Origin of the sequence: Streptomyces sp. NPDC058663 (assembly GCF_042716745.1) — a bacterium.
In the GTDB taxonomy this organism is placed as follows: Bacteria; Actinomycetota; Actinomycetes; order Streptomycetales; family Streptomycetaceae; genus Streptomyces.
On sequence record NZ_JBHXRV010000005.1, the window covers coordinates 119,923 to 140,118 of the forward strand.

Here is a 20,196-nt window from a genome sequence, read left to right on the forward strand (position 1 = left end):
GCGTGGCCGCCGCCTGCCTCACCGCTCCGCTCGCATCATCCCGGGGACCGGAGGGAAGGTGAAGGGATGACCCATCCCGCCACTTCGGAACGGTGCGGACGATGACGCAGCAGCCAGAACAGGACACCGCCGGACACCACGCGGAGGAGAGCGACGCCGCGCGCAGGCGCCGACGCGCCCAGTTCCTGCGCGAACTGAACGAGGCCAAGGAGCTGCGGGATCGCGTCCAGCCGAGGCGCGCCAGGGCGGCCAGAATGCGCCAGCAGATGCGGATGCGCACCTTTCGCTGGTAGCCGCGACGGCACTTCCCGGCCACCGCCGAACAGCTCACCCTCCGGACTGATGCACGACGCAAGAGCCGAAGACCTCTCGCTCGGCCCAGGTTTCTGCCACGATTCCGGTGGGCGGGGCCGAGCGGAGCACCGCTGAATCGTCACACCTCTGATCAGTGGGAGAGTCACGGTGTACATCGCCGCACTGCTCGCGCGCACCGAAGACGGTTGGCAAGCGAGCGACACAGAGCTCGACGACGTGGAAACCCTGTCGGACTTCGTCGAGCTGGCCCGGGAGGGCTCGCTGGACGACGACACGGTCCTCGTCTACCTCGAGCAGGAGGACGCCTGGTTCGGCGTCGTCCGCGTGGAGGACCTGGAGGACCCGCGGATCTACGTCTCCGACGCAGCCGCCGCGGCCCGCTCCAGCTACGGAGAGATCCTCACCAACGAACTGCTCGGCGCAGAGGGCGACGACCCCTCCGCCGACCTGGACCTGCTGGACCTCGACGGCACCGAGGACGGCGAGAGCGAACCGGCCGCCCCGGACGGGGACGGCGAAGGAGTGGTCGACGAGACCCCGGAAGGCCCGGGCAGGACCGCCGCCGCGACGGCGGGCCCGGTCGGCGACCGGCGCATCCTGGCCGATCTGGGCATGACCGAGCAGCGGCTCCTGGAGCTCGGCAGTGACGCACTGTCCGAGATCGTGGACGCACTGGGCGCCGCGGAAATCCTGGAGGCCGTGCGCTAGTGCACCACCCGCAGAACCAGCACGACCCGCGCGAGTCGGGGGCACGCACCTGTGACCTCGTACGGGAGCCATGGCAGCCGGCCATGGTTCTCGCCCTGGCCGAGGCGGCGGCGGCAGCGGCGGCCGGCGATGTGCCGGTCGGCGCCGTCCTGCTGTCCCCGGCCGGGGAGGTGCTCGCGCTCGGGCACAACGAGCGGGAGCTGCACGGCGACCCGACGGCGCACGCCGAGGTACTGGCGATCCGGCGGGGCGCCGAGCGGCTGGGGCAGTGGCGGCTGACCGGCTGCACGCTGGTCGTCACCCTCGAACCGTGCGTGATGTGCGCGGGCGCGATCGTCCAGTCCCGGATCGGCCGGGTCGTCTACGGTGCCCGCGACGAGAAGGCCGGGGCGGCGGGCTCGCTCTGGGACCTCGTACGGGACCGGCGGCTCAACCATCGCCCGGAGGTGATCGCGGGCGTACGCGAGGAGGAGTGCGCGGCCCAGCTGACCGCGTTCTTCCGCGACCGGTAGCCGTCCCGGCCCGGACCTGGCGGTTATCGGTTTCGGAGCACTGCCCCACGTGGGCTAGACTCTGTCTCGGTAGCGTGTCCGAGTGGCCTAAGGAGCACGCCTCGAAAGCGTGTGATGGTGCAAGCTATCCGTGGGTTCAAATCCCACCGCTACCGCTCTTGAGCAGTAGGAACGTGAAGCCCCGCCCCGCAAGGGACGGGGCTTCCGTCGTTCCTGGTCTCAGTTCTGGTCTCACTTGACCTGATCGGGTGATTCTCCGGGGAGATCGTCGGGACCGTCTTCCGGGAGGTTGCCGAGGGCTTCCTTCACGGACTCGGCAGCGTCCATCGGTACGGGCCGTTCGGCCGGCCAGAGGGTGCGGCCCATCTTGTCCGCGATGTTCTTCAGGATCGGCGCGGTCAGGTGCTGATAGCGGCGGCGCTGTGCTCCGCCGGGCTCCCAGCCCATGATGCCGTCGACGGCGGTGTCCGGGATACCGAGCAGCAGGAGCACCGTGGCCGCCGTGTGCCGGGCGTCGTGCAGGCGCCCGTCCCGGACCTTCGCTGCCTTCAACAGCCGCTTCCACTCCTCCCAGTCGAAGCGCGGGTTCACGGGCCGCCCGACCTCGTTGGTGAACACCCAGTCGTCGTCCTCCCAGAGCTGCCGGACCCGCTCCTTCTCCCGAGCCTGCGCCTCCTGGTGGACCTTGAGCATCGGGAGGAGCTGCGGCGGGAGGCCGATGGGCCTGGTCCCCGCCCGCGACTTCGTCTCCTTCGTGGGGGGCCGGATGTGCTTCCGCTGCTTGCAGTAGCCCGGCGACTTCCCGCACGGATCCGCGCATCCGTGCTCGTACTTGGGCCGCAGCCGACTGCGCCGAACCTTCAGCAGCCCGTTGTCCAGGTCGAGATCGGCCCACTTGAGACCCAACGCCTCGCCCTGCCTGAGACCGAGAGCCAGGGCGAGGAACCACCGGACGGGGTGTCGCCGGTCGGCCGCAGCCTCCATGAGGCGCGCGACCTCTTCCAACGTGTACGGGTCGACCTCTTCCTCCACCACCGGGGGAACCTTCGCCAGGTTCACCGGGTTGGAGGCGAGGTGCCGTCGTCGGACCGCCTCGTTCAAGGCGGCCCGCAGGGTGCGGTGCGCCTGGTGGACGGTGGCGGGCTTGCTCCCGTTGGCCTTCATCTTGGCGTAGAACCGTTCGGCGTGTTCCGGTTGCAGCTTGTCCAGGCGATGCGCTCCGAGCCCCGGCGTGAGGTGGACACGCACCGCGACCTCGTACCCGCTGTAGGTGTTGACGCTGATCACCGGCTTCGCGATGTTCTCCACCCAGTGGGCGAGCCACGTCTTGACCGTCCACGGCTTGCCGGGCTTGGGCACGTTGCCGTTGTCGCGCATGTTCTCCAGCTTCCTCACCGCCTTGTGGATTTCGGGCTTGGTCTTGCGCGAGACGTGACGCCGGTCCGGCGATCCGTCGTCCTTCACTCCGACGGTCACCCGGCCGTGCCAACGGCCGTCCTTGCCGAGGTAGATGCTGGATTCGCCGTTGGGACGGCGGGTGCGCTTCTCTTCGTCTTCCATGGGGCTCCTTACGCGGCGAGGGCTCGGTGGGTCTGGCGCAGGCGAGCGACGTACTCGGGGATGGCCTCCGCCGGGACACGGCGCAGGCGGCCGACGGGGACGGACTCCAGCTCGCCAGCGCGGATGAGGCGGTAGCAGAGCGTCCGGCCGATGCGCAGTCGGCGCGCGGCTTCCTCGACCGTGAGCAGCACCAACGTCGGGTCGTACTCGATCTCACTCAATGCAGATCTCCTTGTGGGCAGGGGGAGGGACATCGCCCCTCCCCCTGGAGTGCCGCTACTGGCGCTACTCCCGCTACCGCCCTGGTCAGAGGCATTTTTGGGGTAGCGGGAAGCGCGGCGGTAGCGGATAGGTGGGGCTACCGGCGGGGTGCGGCGCTGCCGGGCAGGGGTGACGGGGTAGCGGGAAGCGGGGTCGGGGTAGCGGGGCTGATCCGGCGTTGCGCTACCTGATTTAGGCCGCTGACCTGCGCGGTAGCGGCAGTAGCGGACGTAGCGGTGTTTCCCGGGGGAGGGGGGCAATAGCGCTGCCAGGCGTCGGCCATGTCGGCGGCGTAGTAGCCCTTGAGGACGCTCGCTCCGGTCTTGATGTTGCGCGGAGCGATCGGGGTGTTGTCCGCCGTGACGTACTCGCTGAGCATCTTGGCGAGTCCGCGGGGACCGAGGGGCCTGCCTCCCATGTCGGCCCACGGGGCTTCATCCAGCGCGTAGAGGCGGTCCAGGACGGCGACGGTGGGCAGGCGGTCGATGCCGTTGAGGACGTGGTCGCGCAGGTCGGTCAGCAGCCGGATGCCCATGGACATCTTGTCGCTGGCCGCTGCCGACTGGATCAGCTCGACACAGGCGGCGCGCGCCCGCTCCGGCCACTGCCCACCGGCGGCGTCCGCGATGGCCAGCAGCGGCTCCCACACGTCGGCGGGCCGGTCAGTGACCCCGTGCGGCATCTGCGGCCACGCGTTCGCAACGAGGTCGCGGACGGTGTCGGCCCATTCGGCGAGTTGCTCGCGCAGGGCGTGGCCCTGCTTCTCGTGGATGCGCTGCCGGTAGGGCTCGACCTCCTCGTTCGGCGCCCGGCGCCGCATCCGGATGATGACGGAGCGCGTGAGGATCGTGTCCGGCAGAGAGCCGAGGCCGGCCATGGCCACCGCGCAGAAGCTGGAGAACGTCGTCGCCTCCTGCTTCGACCCTTCTCCGACACAGCGGATGGCGCCGCCGATGCGCCGGTAGCCGGAGTTCAAAAAGCCGCGCAGGGGCTCGTTGTCCCCGGCCTTGGGGCCAAAGATGGTGTCGACCTCGTCGAAGAGGACGGTGGGGAGCCCGGCAGGTCCCTCGATCAGCCGGTAGAGGGCGTTCGCCGAGGCCGATTCGGTGCTCACCGCGTTCGGGGTGAGGGTTTCCACGATCTCCAGGGCCCGGGACTTGCCGGATGCGGGTTCCGGGGAGAGGAACGCGATGCGGGGTGTGGTCTCGAAGCAGTCGACCAGGTGCGCGTGCGCGTCCCAGAGGGTGACGGCGACGTAGGCGGCCTGGAGGGGGAAGACGTTGAAGCGGCGGTGGAATGCCTCGACCTGGTCGAGCAGTGCGGCGCCGTCGATGTGCGGTGCGGGCGGGTTGATGCTGGTCATGCGGCGTTCCTCCTTTCGGGGCCCGGGGCGGGTGCAGTGTCCGGGAGTGGTGCGGAGGGAAAGGCTGAAAGGACGCCCTGACGGGCGGCGCCCTTGGCGCCCTCCTGGTTCGGGGGCGCGGCCGTGTCGGCGACGTGGGGGCAGTGGCCGACCTCCGCGCGGGCAAGGACCGCGGTGACGGCGGCGCGGCCCCTGGCGCGCTCGTGGCACCCGCAGGCGCACAGCCAGTCCGCGACGGGCACCTGGTCCCTGCCGAGCCCGCGGACCTGGATGCCGGGGCGGAACCCGGTGACGCAGGCGCGGCCGGGACCGGGGTTCAACGGCCTCTTCATGGAGGGGTGGGCGGGCGCGGTCATGCCAGGCTCCGCGCCGGGTTGTTGGCGAGGGACCAGTTGAGGGCGCTGGTGACCGTCGCGGCGACTTCCCGCGGGGGAAGGCCGGCCGCGGCCCCCGCCGCATGAAGAGGCCGTTCTACTTCGTCCCGGCTGAGGTCGCCGGACGCGACCAGGCGCCCCAACGCCCGTGCCGCCCGCCGCAGGGTGACGTTGCGTCCGCCCTCCCGGGCGTGGGTGACGTTGTCGACCTCGTTGCGCAGGGCCGCCCGTACGTATGCCGACGTGGTGCGGGCCTGCACCACCGGGGCCGCAGGGCGCGGCCCAACAGGCGGCAGGAGGGCGTGGAGGAGCCATGCGGGGAGCGGGGCGGGCGGTGTGGGGTTGTCGACCGTGTACCGGGTCCCGCCGACGATGCTGTGCGCGGCGACGACGTATCCGCCGTGGGCGCGGGTGTCGATCGCCTTGCCGAGCCTGCCGGTGGAGTTGGTGAGCCGTACGTCATCCAGGGCGGTGAAGTACAGATGCTGCCCGCCGCTGGCAGTCCGCACCGTGTACGTCTGTGGGATCGGCTCTCCGGCGCGCTCGCAGAGCGCCGCCAACGAAGTGGCGCCGTCAGGCGCTCCTTCCTGTCCTTCCTCCTTGGACACGTCCAGGTCGACGACGACCAGGTGGGAGGGGCCGGTGGCGATGGCGACGTTGAACGGGGCGTCGGCCCATGCACGGTGGATGCGGCGCGGATCGGTGGACGCGCGCTGTTCCCACTTCACGTGGCCGGCTGCGCAGTCCCGGATGCGGGGGCAGTGGGCTTCGCCGTGGAGGGCGGGAACTTTGGAGTGCGGACGGAGCGGGAAGACGTGCCACCCGCGTTCGGCAGCGGCCAGCGCTGCATCGAGCAGCGCGGACGCAGGGAGGTGAGGCATCCTGGAAGTTCTCCTGTGTTCTCGAAGGGACGGGGAGAACCGGGGCGGGCGCGATCTTTGGCGAGAGGGCGCCCGCCCCGGGCATGCCCGCTGACTGCGGGCACGACGGGGCACGGCGACAGCACGCCGTGAGGCGTCCCGTCGCTGCGGTGTGTGAATGAGGATCCGGAGAAACGCCGGTTCGGCTAACCGGCGATGTGGGTGTACATTGCCCCGCCCTTACGTCCGGATCGTTCGTAATGGGCTGTTCCCCGGAGGAACACAGAGGCTGTTCCCCGAGGGGACGCGGGCCCTGTTCCCCTGGGGAACAGCACCGTTTGCGGGGCCGTAGTCGGCTCCCCCAGGGGACCGGTCCCCGTCGGAGACCAGCAACTTCACGGGGACCGTGCACGCGGGGACCGGCCCCCTGACGCCCTGTCCCGGGGACCGGTCCCCGATCGATGCGGGGACCGGTCCCCAGGACCGCCTGGTGGGGACCGCGCTTGTCCCGACTCGGGACAAGTCGCATGTCCCGACTCGGGACAGGACTCGTGTCCCGAGTCGGGACACGGCTCTGAGCGAGCAAGTTGGGGCGGAAGCGTAGCTTCCGCCAGCCCGCCCGCCCGAGGGCGAGCAAGCTGGTGCAAGAGCATTGCTCCCGTCGGCGCAATGCTCTTGCAGCCTTCCGCCCCTGGGGTGGCGGAAGGGGACCGGCGAGCGCCCCGTGTCAGCCTGCAGCGGGTTCCAGGGCTTCGCCGGTGAGCGCTTCGGTGACCATGGCGACCAGGTCGCGGGCCGCGTTGGGGGTGACCGCGTTTCCGAGCATCTCGACCTTGGTGCGCTTGTCGTTCGGCGTGAGGATGTAGTCGGCGGGGAACTCCATGGCCGCCTTGTACTCCTCCGGTTCGAGCATCCGGAACCGCATGTCCTCGGCGCTGGTGACGCTCCCGCCGTACAGGGCGGCGCACCGGTCCACGGTCGTGACGGTGGGCAGCGGGCGGTGGGCTTCCTGGGTGGCGGTGGTGCTGGAGTAGTACGGCAGGATCATGTCCGGGGCGGTGACGACGCCGTGGTGGTTGCCGCCTGCGCAGACAGTTGCCAGCGGCTCGGTGATGGCGCGGTGGGAGGAGCTGCCGCCGCGTAGCTCGACCATGTACGGGGGCAGTGCGAGTCCGGTTTCGTTGCGGGTCGAGCAGGTCCGCATCGGGTGGTCGATGGGGAAGGGCTGCTTGCCGTCGCGGCCTTCGACGGGTACCAGGTAGGGGCGGTGGAACTGCTCGAATCCGGCTCGGATGCGCCGCATCGTCTCCGGTTCCAGGGCGCGCATCCGGCGGTCCGCACGGTCTTTGATGGCGACGGCGGGCCGGGACCAGTCCACAATCTCGGCTGCCGCGCGTACGGCCGGCTCGATGACCGCGTTGCGGCACGAGGTCTGCGGGCAGCGCCACTGGTACTGGTTGCGGGCCCCGTACTTGCCCCACGGCTTGAGCGGGCTGCACAGCTTGGTGGTCTTCCACCCCTGGATCGCCCGGACCCTGCCGTGTGTCGGGCATTCAGCGGCGGGGCGAAGCCACTTGTCGAAGTCGGGGGCGCGGTCGCCGGAACGCCAGAACACGTCGTACTTGCGGTCCCTGCTCTGTGCCGCGCCGCGCCCGTAGGCCGCGGCGTGCATGGAGTTGAGGTAGACCACCCGGTGGTCGTAGCCCCATGCCTTCATGGTGGCCAGCCACGCATCGTGGACCGCACCGCGGTTGGACTTCGGCCCCCACCAGCGGGACTCCACCACGTTCTCCACGATGATCGCCCGATACTGGTGGACCTCGGCGAACCGGGGCACGTCCCACATGGTGGCGCGGGAGCGGATCGCGGTCTCGTTGGTGCCGTCGGCGGCGAACAGCCCGTTGTCCCATTCGCCGTGGTCCCTGGCGACGCCTTTGGCGTTGGAGTGGTTGGTGCACTCCGGAGACGCCCACAGGATGTCCGTGGTCGGGTATCGGCGGGGCTCGACCTGGGAGAGGTCGGCGCAGTCGTGGTCGGTGTCGGGGTGGTTGGCCTGGTGGGTGTCGATGGCGTGCCGGGTGTGGTTGGCGGCCATCCGCACCTGCACACCGGGGACGTTGATGGCGCCGGTGGACGATCCACCGGCACCACAGAACAGATCGGTCAAGGTCAGCACAGCAACTCCCGTGTGTTCTCGAAGGGACGGGCAGAGCCAGGGCGGACGCGATCTTTTGGCGAGAGGGCGTCCACCCCTGATGTGCCCACGGCTGCGGGCACCACAGAGCCCGGCGACGGTCCGCCACCAGGCGTTTCGTCGGCGAGGTCTGTGAACGATGATCCGGAGAATTCCTGATTTCCGAAGTCAGGAAACCGGGTGTACGGTGCCCGCCCCTTGGGTCGGCCCTACGGTCCAGTCACGGTCCGTGGGTCAGCCGGTCCGGTCCGGTCCGCTGCCCGGACGGGCGGACCAGGCCAGACGGACGGACCAAGGCCGGACCGTCCGGGCGGACCGGGCCGCGGACCAACGGACCGGGGGACGGACCAAAGTCGCGGACGTCCGGACCGTCGGGGCGGATCGAAGCCGCGGACGGACCGGACCATGGGGCGGACCGAAGTCGACCTGGTGGCGAGCAAGTTATCCGCGAAGTCACTCTTCGCGGGGTCCTCGGCCGAGGACGGCCGAGGACGAGGCTGGAGGTGCGGACCGCGTACGGTCCGCACCTCCAGCCCGAAGGGACTGGGGGGAGCCGGGGTGGGCGTGATCATCCGGCGAGAGGACGCCGACCCCGGGCACAGCTAGAACGGCGGTTCCTCCCCGGAGCTGCCCTGTGCGGCGGGGCCGGCGGATGCCCACGCGTCCGGGCCCGGGGCGGAGGTGCGGCGGGCTCCGTCGTCCTTGCGGATGGTGACGTTCACGAACCGCAGGGACGCCCCGATCTCGTCGACCTCGACGGCGAGCATGGACCGGTTCTCGCCCTCGGGGGTCTTCCAGTCGTGCTGGCGGATCCGGCCGGTGACCACGACCCGGGTCCCCTTGGCCAGGGATTCGGCGACGTGTTCGGCGAGGGTGCGCCAGGCGGCGCAGCGGAAGAACGTGGACGTGCCGTCCTGCCACTGGCCCGACTCCTTGTTGAAGGAGCGCGGGGTGGAGGCGACGGTGAACTTCGCGAGCGCGGCGCCGCCCTCGGTGAACTTCAGTTCCGGGTCGGCGGTCAGGTTGCCGACGATCGTGATGGGGGTCTCTCCGAACGACATGCTGATCTCCTTCGGGTGGGTACTACTGGCAGTTGCAGTCGGGGCGTTCGCTGGAGCCGTCGGCCCCGCAGCCGCAGCAGTGCGGGACGTACGGCTCGCTGCCGTCGGAGGGGGCGCACTGCTCGCAGTCGAATTCTTCGAAGTCTTCGTCCATGGGTCAGTTCTCCTCGGTGCGCAGGACGACAAAGGTGTCGTCGGCGGCCTCGTAGTGGATGTGGACGGGGGCGGTGGTCTGCTGGCGGGCTTCGGTCGCAGCGTGTGCGGCCTTGAGCGAGGCGCGGGCGTCTCCGGCCGGGTAGGCGTGGAGGCGGACGGTGCGGCTGGTGGTGCAGGGACGGCAGGTCATGGGGCTCTCCTCACTGAGACAGGACGTCGAAGAAGGTGCGTATGGCCTGGTTGACGGGGCCCGCGGCGCCGGTGGCAGCGAGGAAGAACCCGAAGAGGGTGGCCACGAGGGCGAGGATGTAGCCGCCGCGCGAGGCGCGCAGGATCACGGCCAGCAGGACACCGAAGAGCAGGACGAGCGGGATGGTCGCGACCACGGCGACCTCCTTCCGGTGGGGCCGCCAGGGCGGCGTCAGCGGTGGTTGATGGTTCCGTTGGCGCGGCCGAACATGCCGGTCGCGGTGATGTTCTGCGTGATGTGTGCCGGGGCTGCGGTGCGGGAGCGGGTGCAGCGCAGGATCAGGGGGACGGCGAGGGCGCCGATGGCGATGAAGGCGACGGCGGCCCAGAGGGCGTCGGTCATGGCGATCAGTCCCGGGGCGGCGTAGGAGAGGCCGATTCCGGCGGCGGCGATGCCCCCGCCGATCGTCGGCGTCAGGAGAGCGACGGTCTTGGCCCACGCCGGGATCGGCTGCGGCGCGGGAGGTGCGGGCGGTACCGCGTGGGTGGGGGTCTGGACGTAGGCGAGGGCGTGCTCGCCGTTGGGGAGGATCACCCGCTGGACTCCGGGCGGCATCTCGGAGGGGAGCATCACGGCCCGCGGGGCGGGTGCCAAATAGGCGAGCGGGTCGGGGTTCCGGGCGGCGGTGGTGATCGTGTACGGGGTCTCGGAGTGCACAAGGGACTCCCCTCACAGGCCCCGGCCGGCCCCCGGGGGTGGGGGCGCCGGCCGGTGCGTGGCTTGTCGTGCTGCTTGTCGTGCTGCCTGTCGTCTGCCTTGTCGCTTGTCTTGTCTTGTCGCTTGTCTTGTCGCTTGTCGTCTCCCAGGTCAAAGCGCTTTTTCGGCCCGCAGAAGGCCGACTGGGGGGCTTGCCGGGGGTGGGGTGACAAGCGACAGGGTCAGCTCTCGGGAGGGAGGTTGGAGGCGTGATCGCGGTGGACGTAGCGGACCTTGGTGCCGCTGCCGATCCGTACCGCGAAGCCGTCCGTGGTCCACGACTTGAGCCAGCCGACGATCGTTTGCCGGGTAGTGCCGTGCTCGGCTTTCAGCTCGCGCTCCATCGCGGAGGCGCCGGTGCCTTCCGGCCCGGCGGCGAGCAGCAGCGCGAGGGCTGCCTCGCGGGCGGCGTTGTCCTCGGGCGGCTCCGTACCGCGCAGCGCGGAGAGGTTGAGCCCCGGCCCGCTGTCGCGTTCGGGCTTCCCCGGGGCCGGGGTGGCGGGGTCGGGTGCGGTGGCGAACTGTGCGTCGATCTCTTCGCGGAACTTCCGGGCGAGCGCGTCCTCGCGGCTTTCGCCGTCGGCCGGCTGCTCGGTGCGCAAGGCGGAGAGGTTGAGTCCGTGCCCGCCGCGGGCCGCCTGCTGTTCCGCTCCCAGGGCCGGGGGCGGCGGGGTGGTGAGGTGGTCGTTGATCCACGCGGTGCGGGCGCTGTCCCAGCGGCGGGCGTAGGTGGGGCCCGCGGCCTTGGCGGAAATGGCGTCCAGGGCGGGGTGCCGGTCGGACGTGGCGTGGACGATGTCGCGGATCTGGTTGGGCAGGATCCGCCACGACTTGAACAGCGCCGCGGGCGACTCGGGGGTGCCCATGAACCCGGCGCCCTTGTAGGGGGCCTGGTCGGGACGGAGACCGCGGACGCCGGGGAACTGCTTGCCCAGGTCCATGCCCTCGGTCTCGCCGCCGGTCAGGGCCACCCGGATCCTGGCCTCCCGGCGGACTATCAGGTTGCCGAGAACCGAGCCGGTGGCACCGAGCGCGGTCAGCACGGTGCGGATGCCCATCGCACGGGCGATGCGGATGACTTCCTGCAGCTTCGCTGCGAGCTTCTTCAGCTTCGGGTCGGTGCTGACCAGGATTTCCGCACCTTCGTCCACCAGGATGATGATCTGCGGAATGCGGTCGCTGACCGGCAGCAGGTCGGTGTTCTGCTCGCTGAGCAGCTCCTGGTAGGCCATCTTGCGGTGCTTTGCCACCCGCACCGCCGCGTCCAGCATCAGGATGGCTTCCTCATAGGAGGCGGCCAGCCAGTCGATGCCCGGCCGTACGCCCTGCGTGCTGCCGTCGCTGTTCAGGGCGGGGCGCACCCACGGCAGGCCGGCCGATCCGGCGTTGAGGTCGATGACCCAGGTCAGCATGTCCGTGGCGCGGGCGAACCCGGCAAGGATCGAGTGGACCAGGTTCGTCTTGCCCGACCCGGTGGGGCCGACCACCAGGGCGCACTGCTCGCGGAGGTAGGCGCGGATCTCTTCGGCGTTGGTGCGCACCCCCCACGGAATGCCGGTAAGCACGGAGAGCGGCGAGTAGTCGGTGGGGTAGCCGATCTCCGTGACCAGGACGTTGACGGTGCTCACGTCGATGAGCACGCGGCCCTGGTCGATGCCCTGCGAGGCGGTGGCGGTGCATCCGTGCGGGAGGCGGGCGTCGGCTGCGAGCGCCGCGGACTGAACGGCGATGCGGTCGTAGGTGGTGCCGCCGGGCGGGAGTTCGGCGTCGATGGTGAACCCGGCCCCGGAGGGCCAGTTCTCGACGGCGAGGATGCGCAGGGTGATGCCGCAGACCCGCTGGATGCGGTCCACCCACTCCGCAGCGATGGCACGCCGCTCTGCGGACAGTTCACGGGCGACCTGCTGTTCGGCGACGGCGAGCGCTTCCAGCTCACGGGCCTCTTCATAGAGGCCGGTGGAGCGGGCCCCGGCACCGATGCCGACCCCGAGGGTGGCCAGCGAGCCGAGAGCGGCCCAGGTGAGGGGGCCGGTGGTCATGGCCCATGTTGTCCACCCGGCGCCGACCAGCCATGTCGCGGAGCGCAGGGCGAGCGTGCGGGCCGAGAGGCGGGCGCGCACAGAGGCGATGGTGTGGCCGATAGCCCCGGCACTTCCGGCGGCAAGGACCCAGGTGGGGGGCATGCCGGTGGCGGCCCCGGTGGTGGCGAGGGCGAGGCACCCGGTGGTGGCGGACAGGGCGCCGGTCACGGGTCCGTGACCGGCGGTCCAGTCCCACACCGGCCCCGTGGGGGTGTCGGTGGTCTTGGTCATGATCAGACGTTCCAGCCCTTCTCGGCTTCGGGACCGTTGCGCGGGTCCTCGTGACGGGCGATGTCCTGCTCGTGGACCTGCCGGAACAGCGGGCCCATGTCGTCCGCGACGGCGACCGCGGACATCAGGGCGCCGTAGATGTCGTCGAACCCGGAGGCGACTTCCTTCTCCAGCGGGAACTCGCTGTCGGAACGTTCGGCGAGGATCCGCATGACGTTGGCGACGGAGGTGAGCGCGGCGGGCAGCCCCTCGACCATCGCGAGGATCTCCATCGCGTCCTCGGGCTCATAGGAGTTGGCGGCGTTCTCCATCTCCGATGCGTACTCTTCGAACCGGAATCCAGACACGTTCTCTCCCTCACTTGAGGCGGATGCAGGTGCGGCGGGTTGCGGAACCAGGTGGTCAGGGCGCTGGACGGCGTCCCCCACCTCGCCCTCCTCGCCCTCGGTGTCGGCGGCGTCCTCTTCGGCGGCCTGTTGTGCACGGATCGCCTCATCACGGGCCGCCCGCTGGTCGCGGATGGCGTTATCGCGGGCATCCCGCTGCTGGCGGGCGGCACCGGTGAGACGGCGGTAGAGGCGGCGTCCGGGGTACTGGAGCCAGTTCCACCCGAGCCAGCGGCCGAGCGGGGTGGTCACCATTCCGAAGATGCCGAGGACCCCGCCGAACAGAGCAGCCAGCAGACGGCGCGCCTGAAAGCGTGCTGCAGAACGGATCAGGGCACGGCGTGCGACCCGGCGGGAATGGCGCAGGGCGCGGCGGCCGGCCTGGCGGGCCGGGGCCCTGCGTACCTGGCTGCGGTGGGTGCCGACCTTCCCCGCCGCTTGGCGGTCGCTGGCAGCCCGCAACCGGTTCCTGGCGCCCCGGGTGGCCGCCCGGACTTTGGCGGCGCCCTTGTTCAGCGCCCGCCCGGCCAGTCCCTTGCCGGAGGCGGACCGCGTGCGGGCAGCTGCCCGTGCGTCGCGTCGGGCATCGGCCACATTCCGGCGGGCCGTGGTGGTCTGCGCCCGTTGCGCGGCGCGTGTGGGTGCGGACTGCCGGGAGCCGTCCCGCAGGGCGCGGACCTCACCGGCCCTGCTCCGCGCGGCACTGACGCCGCCGCGGCCAGCACCGCCACGGCCGATGCTGCCGCGCGCCGAACCGGGGGAACGGTGCAGGCCACCCCCCGCAGACCCGGAGCGGCCTGAGCGAGGTGCACCGGCGCTGCCCGTTCGCGAGGTTGCCGCATGGAGGCCCCCGGCCGGGCGGCGCGCAGCGGGAACCTTGCCGGATGCACCCGGCCGGGCCCCACGGCTGGCGGACGTACCCCCGCCGAAGCCGCGGACGCGTCCGCCAACGGAGCCGGACTTCGACGCGAGGCGAGGCTTGCGGGCACCGGGCTTGGACTTCTCCTTGTCGCCTTGGCGGTGCCGGGCGGTGGCAGCGACCGCACCCAGGACGACGGCGCCGGTGGCGGCAACGGCCAGGGCCACCGGCCCGCCCGCCAGGGAAGCAGCGGCGAGAAGGGAGGCGGTGGTGTTGGTGCCCGTCACCGCGAGCGGGACGACCGGCCAGCCGCCGGGGGTGTGCTCCACCGTGGCGGCTGCGGGCGCCTTCTGCTCAGGCGGGGCGGGCGGAGTGTCGGAGGGGGCGACGGGAGGCGGGGCTTCTGTCGCGGTGAGGGTGGTGTCCGTCATGCTGGGTCCACTCCTTCGGGAGGTTGAGCAGGGCCCGGACGCCTGGCCGGCCAAAGCTGTCGTCCGGGTCCTGCGTAGGGGAAAGGCGCTGGTCAGAGCCGGTTGGGCTCGAAGGAGAAGAAGACGACGTTCGCGCGGGCCATCGACGGGTGCTTGTCGACCATGGAGCGGCGAATCAGGACGAACACGTCCTGGCGGGTCTGGCCCGGCAGCAGGTGGAAGGTGCCGTGGGTGGTCGCTGCCGCATGTCCCGGCAGGTCCATCGTGAGAATCCAGTGATGCGTTCCCTGCTCGGAACGGTCCGGGGTGGAAGTGGGCACGGCGGAACTCCTCTTGGTCTCAGGGGTGTTCATCGGCGGACGCTGAGTTCGTGGTCGGGGTGGGCGGCGGCGCTCTCCTGCCAACGGCGCGTCTCGGCTGCGTCCGCGTGCGAGAGCCGCACCAGGTAGGAGCAGTCGGGGACGGAGCAGCGGAAGACCGGGCGGGAAAGGAAGTCGTAGACGAAGCCGATGACGGCGAACATCACCGTGACCGCCACCCCGCACAGCAGGGCTGCCCCCAGGGGCACCCGGTAGGTCAGCAGGCGAGAGACGGTGATCGCACCGCAGCTCAGGGCCACGACACCGGTCACGAGCGGCAGCACGTCGAAGCTGGACAGCTTGCGCATCTTCACGTGGAACTCCTCAGCTCAGAGAGGGTGTTCAGGTGGTTCAGGCGGCTTGCTGGTCTTCGGGGTAGGCGCAGGGCACGCACATCCCGAGCGAGGCCGGTATGACGTACCCGGCATCGGTCTTGCAGGAGGGGCAGGTGCGGCGGGCGGCGTTCGCCTTGGCGAGCGCGGCCCACTTCGCCGCAGTCATCGGCCGCTTCGGCCGGGCAAGGTCGACGCGGTAGAGGTAGGCGACCAGGGGGCCGCGCCGGTAGCGCGGCCGGAACAGCTCGATCTGCACGCCCTGCCCGCCGGGGCGCAGGCCCATTGCGTCGAGCTGCCGGAGGGTGGCGTAGCCCTTGGGGGCGCACCGCCACAGCACCCGCGGAATCACCCCCGAGGTCGACGGGGCCGCGGCCAGGCACTGGCCGTGGAAGGTGCCCATCAGGCACTCACCAGGTGGTCATCCGCCCGGCTCTCCTGCTGCGGTGGCCGCTGTTCGGCGTAGCGGGTGCTGACCCAGCCCACGGACCAGCCGCACAGTTCCGCAGCGGCCCGCACGGGGAGGCTGACGGCGAACGCCTGACTCACCAGAGCGCGGGCCTCATCCTCGGGCAGCTTCTCCGCGGCCGGCCCCCGCTCCAGGAGCGCGGCGCGTTCGCGGTCCGCCTGTTCCTCGCGTTCACGGTGTTCACGGTCCGCCCGCTCCGCAGCTTCGCGGCGCTCACGCTGCGCACGTTCGGCGGCCTGGCGTTCACGCTGTTCACGCTCGCGCTGAAGCTGTTCGCGCTCGCGTTCACGGCGTTCACGAGCCTCACGCTCCGCACGCTCCGCGGCTTCTGCCCGCTCCCTGTCTTTCGCCCGTTGCCGGTCCTCGCGTTCACCGGCCTCACGAGCGAGGCGCACCTCGTGTTCACGCTGTTCACGAGCGAGCTGCGCGGCGTGCTCGCGCTCCTCGCGGGCCTGCGCCCGGCTCTCCTCAGTACGTTCCCGGGCCGCCTGGTCGCGCCGTTCCTGCTCGGTGCGTCGCTCCTGCTCCAGGGCGTTCACCGCAGCGGTGATGGCCCGCCGGTAGGCAAGTCCGGACTCTGCCGTGACGATCAACAGGAGCGGGGCCACCGAGTGCACGGCGACGCCGACCAGGTCCCCTTTCAGGGCGGAGTCCGCGATGTTCAGGGCGAGCGTCATCGCGCCGGTCATCCACCGCAGCACCACCGGCCACCGGCCTCCGTGCCCACCGAGGCGGGCGAGAACGGAGTCCAGGCGGACCACGATGACCACCGCAGCGTCGACGACCAGCGGCAGGATCGGCGCCGTCCACCGCCACTCGGGGGAGGTGTGGGCGATCATCAACGGCGTGACGGTGAGGATCGAGTACAGCATCGCCCCGGCCACGATCAGCCAGGTGCCCACCGACAGCGCGGTCTCCGCTGAACGGATCTGAACACTGTTCATGGAGGTGTTCATCCCGCCCCCTCCAGTGCCCTCACCGCAGGGGCGACCACGCTCACGAAGTGGTCTTGCCCGGCGGCGAATTTGAACGGGATGCACAGCCACGCCACCGAGTGGGCGGAGCGTTCATCGCACTTCACCCAGCCGTTCAGCGGGGCGCCGTGGGTGGCCGCGTATGCGCGGGCGGCGGCGCTGTCGGGGTGGATGCTGTGCGGCTCGCCGAAGTGGAGCAGCAGCACCAGCACCTCGGTCGGCGGCGCCTTCAGCGCGGCGACCTCCCGGGTGCGGGCGGCCAGCTCCTCGCGTGCACTGTCCAGATCGTCGCGGGCCCGGTCCAGGTCATCGGCCACGTTCTCCAAGGCGACCTGCATCATCAGCAGGTCCGCCCGGAGCGTGGTCCCTTCCTTCTCGGACGACTCGGCACGGGCGGTCAGCCCGTAGACCGTGCGGATGTGCTCGGAGTAGGCCGTGTCCGCTTGCTCCCGCACGTGGCGGGCCTGCGTACGGGCGGCGTCCGCTTCGGCGACGAGACGCTCGATACGGGCTCGGCTGACGAGACGGATCATGCGACTGCCTCCGTCCGAGCGGTGTAGCAGGTCGGCACCTCTGCGAACCCGACCAACTGCACTTCCGCCCCGGCGTACGAAATGGAGGCGGTCAGCCGGAGCATCGAACCCCCGCTCTGCGTACCGTGGTCGACGTCCTCCGGGGCAATCTCCAGAGCGTCCCGCCACGCCTCGAACGCGCCGAGGGCGTCGTGGAACGCCATCTTCAGGCGGTCCGGGTAGATCTCGGTGATCTCGATGTCCCCGGCAGGGAGGTTCGGGTACTGCGCGGCCAGCACGTTCAGGGCCCGCAGCGGGGCTGCCACCGCGGCCATCGCCAGGTCATTCATCATGCCGCCACCGCCTTACGCATCGGACGGCGGCGGGGCTTGGCGGCCGGCCGGACCAGCGGGGCGACGTTGAAGACCTCCGGGTGGGCGTCGACTGCCTGCGCGGCGACCCGGCTCACCCGGTCCGCCAGGGACGGGTCGTCGGCGAGGATGTCGCGGGCGGCCGCCTCGCGGGCCGCGGCCTCTTCCTCGCTCTCGCCCTCGACCCCGAGCCACAGCTCGATGGGGGTGCCCAGGGCCAGTTCTACGAACTCGTCTACCGAGGCAGCGTGGTGGCTGCCGATGTACGCACGCATGGGGAACTCCAGTCATCGAAGGGACGGAGAAAGCGGGGGCGGCCGGACTTCTTGGCGAGAGGCAGCCGCCTCATGTGGGTCCCTGCCAGCAGCAGAGACCCGCGCCCCGGGCGGGATTCGATCCCGCACCGTCACGGCAGAGCCGGGGCCGCGCGGCGTAGGCCGCGCAGGAAGCGGACCGGGAGCTGTCCCGAGTCGGGACAGCCGCTCAGTACCGCGGGGACGCGAAGGGCGTACGCGCCGTGCCGGTCCAGCACGGCGGCGCCCACGTATGTCGGTGGAACACCAGAACCTCCGTTGGGAAGGTGCGGGGGCTTCGCCGGCTGACCGTTCCGCGGTCACCGGGCCCGAGCCCGAGAGTCGGGCGCGCCATCGTCACTGCTCTGACGCTCAGCAGGGCGGCGTGCACCAGGTGGCAGACCACGGGCCGCCCTCCCGAAAGGAAGGGAGGATCCCGAGGGCTGTTCTCCAGAGCTGGCACACATCAAAGGGGCCGCCAACACGGTCATCACCCGGACCGTTACCGGGGGCAGGGACTCAACCCTGCCGATCATCAGCTCACTGTTCAGTTCTCAAGTAACCACCAGCTCAGGACCCGCAAGCGCGCGGCCGAAGCCGCCTTCAAACGAGCAATCCCGAACCGACCAAGCAGGCACAACGGGGCTTCCTGGCTCCCGTGTTGGCGAGCCGTTCCGCTACTTCTGTTCTAGCACAACCGGTACAGCTAGCACAACGGGTTGTGTCAGTCGTGCCGGTTAGCATCGAGTGCATGACGCCTATCGCTGACGCCGCGGGACGAGTGAACGAGCAGCTCGCGGCAGACCTTCAGAGAGCTATCGCCGGGGGCAAGTACCAGCCCGGCGAGAAACTTCCGGCTGTGCGGAAGCTCGCCGCAGAGTTCGGCGTCTCGATCGGCACGGTGACGAAAGCGCTCCAGCTACTTGTGCAGCGGGGCGCAGCCCGTTCCGACTCGACCCGGGGGTACTTCGTCTGCGCACCGTCCGAGGACCAGATGCAGGAACAGACGAGTCCCGAATTCGTCGCGATCATGCAGGAGATCGCGGCGGTTCGTACGCACCTCGCGAGACTCGATGACAGGCTCCAGCAGCTTGAGGCCGAGAGGGAAGCAGAGTGACCTGTTCCCCAAGTCGCTCTGCTCGCAGTGCAACGCGGTGCACTTCCGCAGAAAGCTGCTGAAGGGCCACCATCACTTGGTCCCGCTCCTGGGCTGTCAACGCCATGGCAGTACCTCCCCGTTGTCGACTCAAGGCGTCTTGCACCGGACGTCAACGACGCTATGGCGCATCCGCAGCACGACCCCGGAAAATCCTTCCGGGGTCTCTTCGCGAACCGAGGTGAGGCTGAGGACATGCGAGGAATGACGCAGCACCTGACAACCGGCGAACGCGTTGCTTGGTACCGCCACCGCCGCGGGCTCTCTCAAGATGTGCTGGCCGGGCTCGTGGGCCGCACGGCGGACTGGCTCGGCAAAGCCGAGAACAACCGCATCGAACTCGACCGACTCTCGGTGATCAGGGCCCTGGCGCACGCCCTGGATGTCTCCATCGGTGACCTCATCGGCGAGCCGACGCTCATGGAGTGGACCAAGGACAGCGGTCGCCGAACAGTGCCCGCACTGCGTGAAGCGCTCATGGACTACCGGCTCCTCACCCCGCTCATCGGCTCGCCCCCTGAGGGGGAGCCCCCGACGCTCGCCGCGCTCCGCTCCGACGTGGGAGAGGTGTGGGACGCCTACCAGGGGTCGACGTACGGTTTCGCAGCCCGGCAGATTCCCCTGCTGCTCGCCGATGCGCTGCTTGCGGTCCGATCCCACGTAGGCGCCGAACGGGAGGAAGCAAACGCACTGCTCGCACTGACCTACCAGGGCGCCGCGATGGTGCTCGGCAAGCTGGGGGAAAGCGAACTGGCCTGGATCGCCGCCGACCGAGGCTTGGCCGCAGCTCAGCAGTGCGGGAACGACACCATCACGGGATCGCTGTTCCGGTCAGTCACCCACTGTCTCCTGTCCACGGGACGGTTCGAGAACGCCGTTCAGCTCGTGAACGACGCCGCCGGCTACCTGGAAGCGGGGCTCAGCGATGCGACCCCTGCCTACCTCTCGGTGTACGGAACGCTCTTCCTCACGGGCTCCATGGCCGCGGCACGGGCGGAAGACCGGGCCACGACCCAAGCCTTCCTGCGTGAGGCCGAGGTGCTCGCGAACCGGCTGGGCTCGGACGCGAACCACATGTGGACCGCCTTCGGCCCGACCAACGTCGCTATTCACCGCGTGGCGACCGCTGGCGAGCTGGGAGATATGCAGGTCGCCGCAGAACTGGGTCCCAACGTGGACACCAGCGGAATGCCGGTAGAGCGGCGAGTACGGCACAACCTGGAGGTAGCGCGCGCCCTGAGCGCTTGGAACCGGATCGACGATGCACTCGCCATGGTTCTGGATGCCGAGCAGGTAGCCCCGGAGCAGGTGCGTCACCACTACATGAGCCGCGAACTCGTACTTGGCTGGGTCCGTGGCACCCGTGGCCGGCCGACCCAACCTGTGGCCGATCTCGCCGAAAGGCTTCATGTGATCTGAAGTGGATAGGCTC

The 20,196-nt window shown here is 70.4% G+C and carries 25 protein-coding genes and 1 tRNA gene; 6 read left to right on the forward strand and 20 right to left on the reverse strand.

Features of this window, described 5'->3' with window-relative positions:
- The first annotated feature begins 101 nt into the window (after window positions 1–101).
- From ACFWVV_RS05385 to ACFWVV_RS05400, 4 genes are all read left to right on the forward strand, one after another.
- The gene (locus ACFWVV_RS05385) at window positions 102–293 is read left to right on the forward strand and encodes a hypothetical protein (RefSeq protein ID WP_384343336.1); all 192 of its coding nucleotides are present in this window, start codon (window positions 102–104) and stop codon (window positions 291–293) included.
- A 169-nt stretch (window positions 294–462) separates the two neighbouring features.
- Window positions 463–1,023 (forward strand): hypothetical protein, encoded by a 561-nt coding sequence (locus ACFWVV_RS05390; protein ID WP_384343333.1) that lies wholly within the window; start codon window positions 463–465, stop codon window positions 1,021–1,023.
- Between the two features lie 83 nt (window positions 1,024–1,106).
- The gene (tadA, locus tag ACFWVV_RS05395) at window positions 1,107–1,535 is read left to right on the forward strand and encodes a tRNA adenosine(34) deaminase TadA (RefSeq protein ID WP_384343606.1); all 429 of its coding nucleotides are present in this window, start codon (window positions 1,107–1,109) and stop codon (window positions 1,533–1,535) included.
- A 68-nt stretch (window positions 1,536–1,603) separates the two neighbouring features.
- Window positions 1,604–1,690: transfer RNA gene (locus ACFWVV_RS05400), tRNA-Ser, on the forward strand.
- A 76-nt stretch (window positions 1,691–1,766) separates the two neighbouring features.
- Here ACFWVV_RS05400 and ACFWVV_RS05405 read toward each other — a convergent pair.
- From ACFWVV_RS05405 to ACFWVV_RS05500, 20 genes are all read right to left on the reverse strand, one after another.
- Window positions 1,767–3,095, reverse strand: a complete 1,329-nt coding sequence (locus ACFWVV_RS05405) for a tyrosine-type recombinase/integrase (RefSeq protein ID WP_384343330.1) — start codon at window positions 3,093–3,095, stop codon at window positions 1,767–1,769.
- 8 nt (window positions 3,096–3,103) lie between these two features.
- Entirely contained in the window at window positions 3,104–3,307 is a 204-nt protein-coding gene (locus tag ACFWVV_RS05410; RefSeq protein ID WP_384343603.1) for an excisionase family DNA-binding protein, read from the reverse strand.
- Window positions 3,308–3,453: 146 nt separating this feature from the next.
- On the reverse strand, window positions 3,454–4,719 hold the full coding sequence (locus tag ACFWVV_RS05415) for a DUF3631 domain-containing protein (protein ID WP_384343327.1): 1,266 nt from the start codon (window positions 4,717–4,719) through the stop codon (window positions 3,454–3,456).
- Window positions 4,716–5,075 (reverse strand): hypothetical protein, encoded by a 360-nt coding sequence (locus tag ACFWVV_RS05420; RefSeq protein WP_384343324.1) that lies wholly within the window; start codon window positions 5,073–5,075, stop codon window positions 4,716–4,718. Before ACFWVV_RS05420 ends, ACFWVV_RS05415 begins: the two co-directional genes overlap by 4 nt.
- Window positions 5,072–5,974: a bifunctional DNA primase/polymerase gene (locus tag ACFWVV_RS05425; RefSeq protein ID WP_384343321.1), complete on the reverse strand. Its 903-nt coding sequence runs from the start codon at window positions 5,972–5,974 to the stop codon at window positions 5,072–5,074. The genes ACFWVV_RS05420 and ACFWVV_RS05425 overlap by 4 nt, the downstream gene beginning before the upstream one ends.
- A gap of 706 nt (window positions 5,975–6,680) precedes the next feature.
- On the reverse strand, window positions 6,681–8,129 hold the full coding sequence (locus ACFWVV_RS05430; RefSeq protein ID WP_384422614.1) for a DNA cytosine methyltransferase: 1,449 nt from the start codon (window positions 8,127–8,129) through the stop codon (window positions 6,681–6,683).
- Window positions 8,130–8,749: 620 nt separating this feature from the next.
- On the reverse strand, window positions 8,750–9,208 hold the full coding sequence (gene ssb, locus ACFWVV_RS05435; protein ID WP_384343315.1) for a single-stranded DNA-binding protein: 459 nt from the start codon (window positions 9,206–9,208) through the stop codon (window positions 8,750–8,752).
- Window positions 9,209–9,230: 22 nt separating this feature from the next.
- Window positions 9,231–9,362 carry a hypothetical protein gene (locus ACFWVV_RS05440; RefSeq protein WP_384343313.1) on the reverse strand — a complete coding sequence of 44 codons (132 nt, stop codon included), beginning with the start codon at window positions 9,360–9,362 and terminating at the stop codon, window positions 9,231–9,233.
- Window positions 9,363–9,365: 3 nt separating this feature from the next.
- Complete coding sequence (locus ACFWVV_RS05445) at window positions 9,366–9,554, reverse strand: hypothetical protein (RefSeq protein WP_384343310.1); 189 nt, start codon at window positions 9,552–9,554, stop codon at window positions 9,366–9,368.
- A gap of 10 nt (window positions 9,555–9,564) precedes the next feature.
- A complete protein-coding gene (locus tag ACFWVV_RS05450) occupies window positions 9,565–9,750 on the reverse strand; it encodes a hypothetical protein (RefSeq protein WP_384343307.1) in 186 nt (61 codons plus the stop codon).
- A gap of 35 nt (window positions 9,751–9,785) precedes the next feature.
- Entirely contained in the window at window positions 9,786–10,271 is a 486-nt protein-coding gene (locus ACFWVV_RS05455; protein WP_384343305.1) for a hypothetical protein, read from the reverse strand.
- A gap of 221 nt (window positions 10,272–10,492) precedes the next feature.
- Window positions 10,493–12,622 carry a hypothetical protein gene (locus tag ACFWVV_RS05460; RefSeq protein ID WP_384343303.1) on the reverse strand — a complete coding sequence of 710 codons (2,130 nt, stop codon included), beginning with the start codon at window positions 12,620–12,622 and terminating at the stop codon, window positions 10,493–10,495.
- A 2-nt stretch (window positions 12,623–12,624) separates the two neighbouring features.
- Window positions 12,625–14,298: a hypothetical protein gene (locus ACFWVV_RS05465; protein ID WP_384343300.1), complete on the reverse strand. Its 1,674-nt coding sequence runs from the start codon at window positions 14,296–14,298 to the stop codon at window positions 12,625–12,627.
- A 92-nt stretch (window positions 14,299–14,390) separates the two neighbouring features.
- The gene (locus tag ACFWVV_RS05470) at window positions 14,391–14,618 is read right to left on the reverse strand and encodes a hypothetical protein (protein WP_384343297.1); all 228 of its coding nucleotides are present in this window, start codon (window positions 14,616–14,618) and stop codon (window positions 14,391–14,393) included.
- Window positions 14,619–14,647: 29 nt separating this feature from the next.
- Window positions 14,648–14,971, reverse strand: coding sequence for a hypothetical protein (locus ACFWVV_RS05475; protein ID WP_384343295.1), 324 nt, complete (start codon window positions 14,969–14,971; stop codon window positions 14,648–14,650).
- 37 nt (window positions 14,972–15,008) lie between these two features.
- Window positions 15,009–15,392 carry an RRQRL motif-containing zinc-binding protein gene (locus tag ACFWVV_RS05480; RefSeq protein WP_384343293.1) on the reverse strand — a complete coding sequence of 128 codons (384 nt, stop codon included), beginning with the start codon at window positions 15,390–15,392 and terminating at the stop codon, window positions 15,009–15,011.
- The gene (locus ACFWVV_RS05485) at window positions 15,392–16,402 is read right to left on the reverse strand and encodes a DUF2637 domain-containing protein (protein ID WP_384343291.1); all 1,011 of its coding nucleotides are present in this window, start codon (window positions 16,400–16,402) and stop codon (window positions 15,392–15,394) included. The genes ACFWVV_RS05480 and ACFWVV_RS05485 overlap by 1 nt, the downstream gene beginning before the upstream one ends.
- An 8-nt stretch (window positions 16,403–16,410) precedes the next feature.
- Complete coding sequence (locus ACFWVV_RS05490) at window positions 16,411–16,965, reverse strand: hypothetical protein (protein ID WP_384343288.1); 555 nt, start codon at window positions 16,963–16,965, stop codon at window positions 16,411–16,413.
- Window positions 16,962–17,297: a hypothetical protein gene (locus ACFWVV_RS05495; RefSeq protein WP_384343285.1), complete on the reverse strand. Its 336-nt coding sequence runs from the start codon at window positions 17,295–17,297 to the stop codon at window positions 16,962–16,964. Before ACFWVV_RS05495 ends, ACFWVV_RS05490 begins: the two co-directional genes overlap by 4 nt.
- Window positions 17,294–17,590: a hypothetical protein gene (locus ACFWVV_RS05500; protein ID WP_384343284.1), complete on the reverse strand. Its 297-nt coding sequence runs from the start codon at window positions 17,588–17,590 to the stop codon at window positions 17,294–17,296. Before ACFWVV_RS05500 ends, ACFWVV_RS05495 begins: the two co-directional genes overlap by 4 nt.
- 769 nt (window positions 17,591–18,359) lie before the next feature.
- On the opposite strand from ACFWVV_RS05500, the gene ACFWVV_RS05505 reads away from it, so the two are divergent.
- Both ACFWVV_RS05505 and ACFWVV_RS05510 read left to right on the forward strand, forming a co-directional pair.
- On the forward strand, window positions 18,360–18,725 hold the full coding sequence (locus ACFWVV_RS05505) for a GntR family transcriptional regulator (RefSeq protein WP_384343281.1): 366 nt from the start codon (window positions 18,360–18,362) through the stop codon (window positions 18,723–18,725).
- Window positions 18,726–18,968: 243 nt separating this feature from the next.
- Window positions 18,969–20,183, forward strand: a complete 1,215-nt coding sequence (locus tag ACFWVV_RS05510) for a helix-turn-helix domain-containing protein (protein WP_384343279.1) — start codon at window positions 18,969–18,971, stop codon at window positions 20,181–20,183.
- Window positions 20,184–20,196 lie beyond the last annotated feature (13 nt).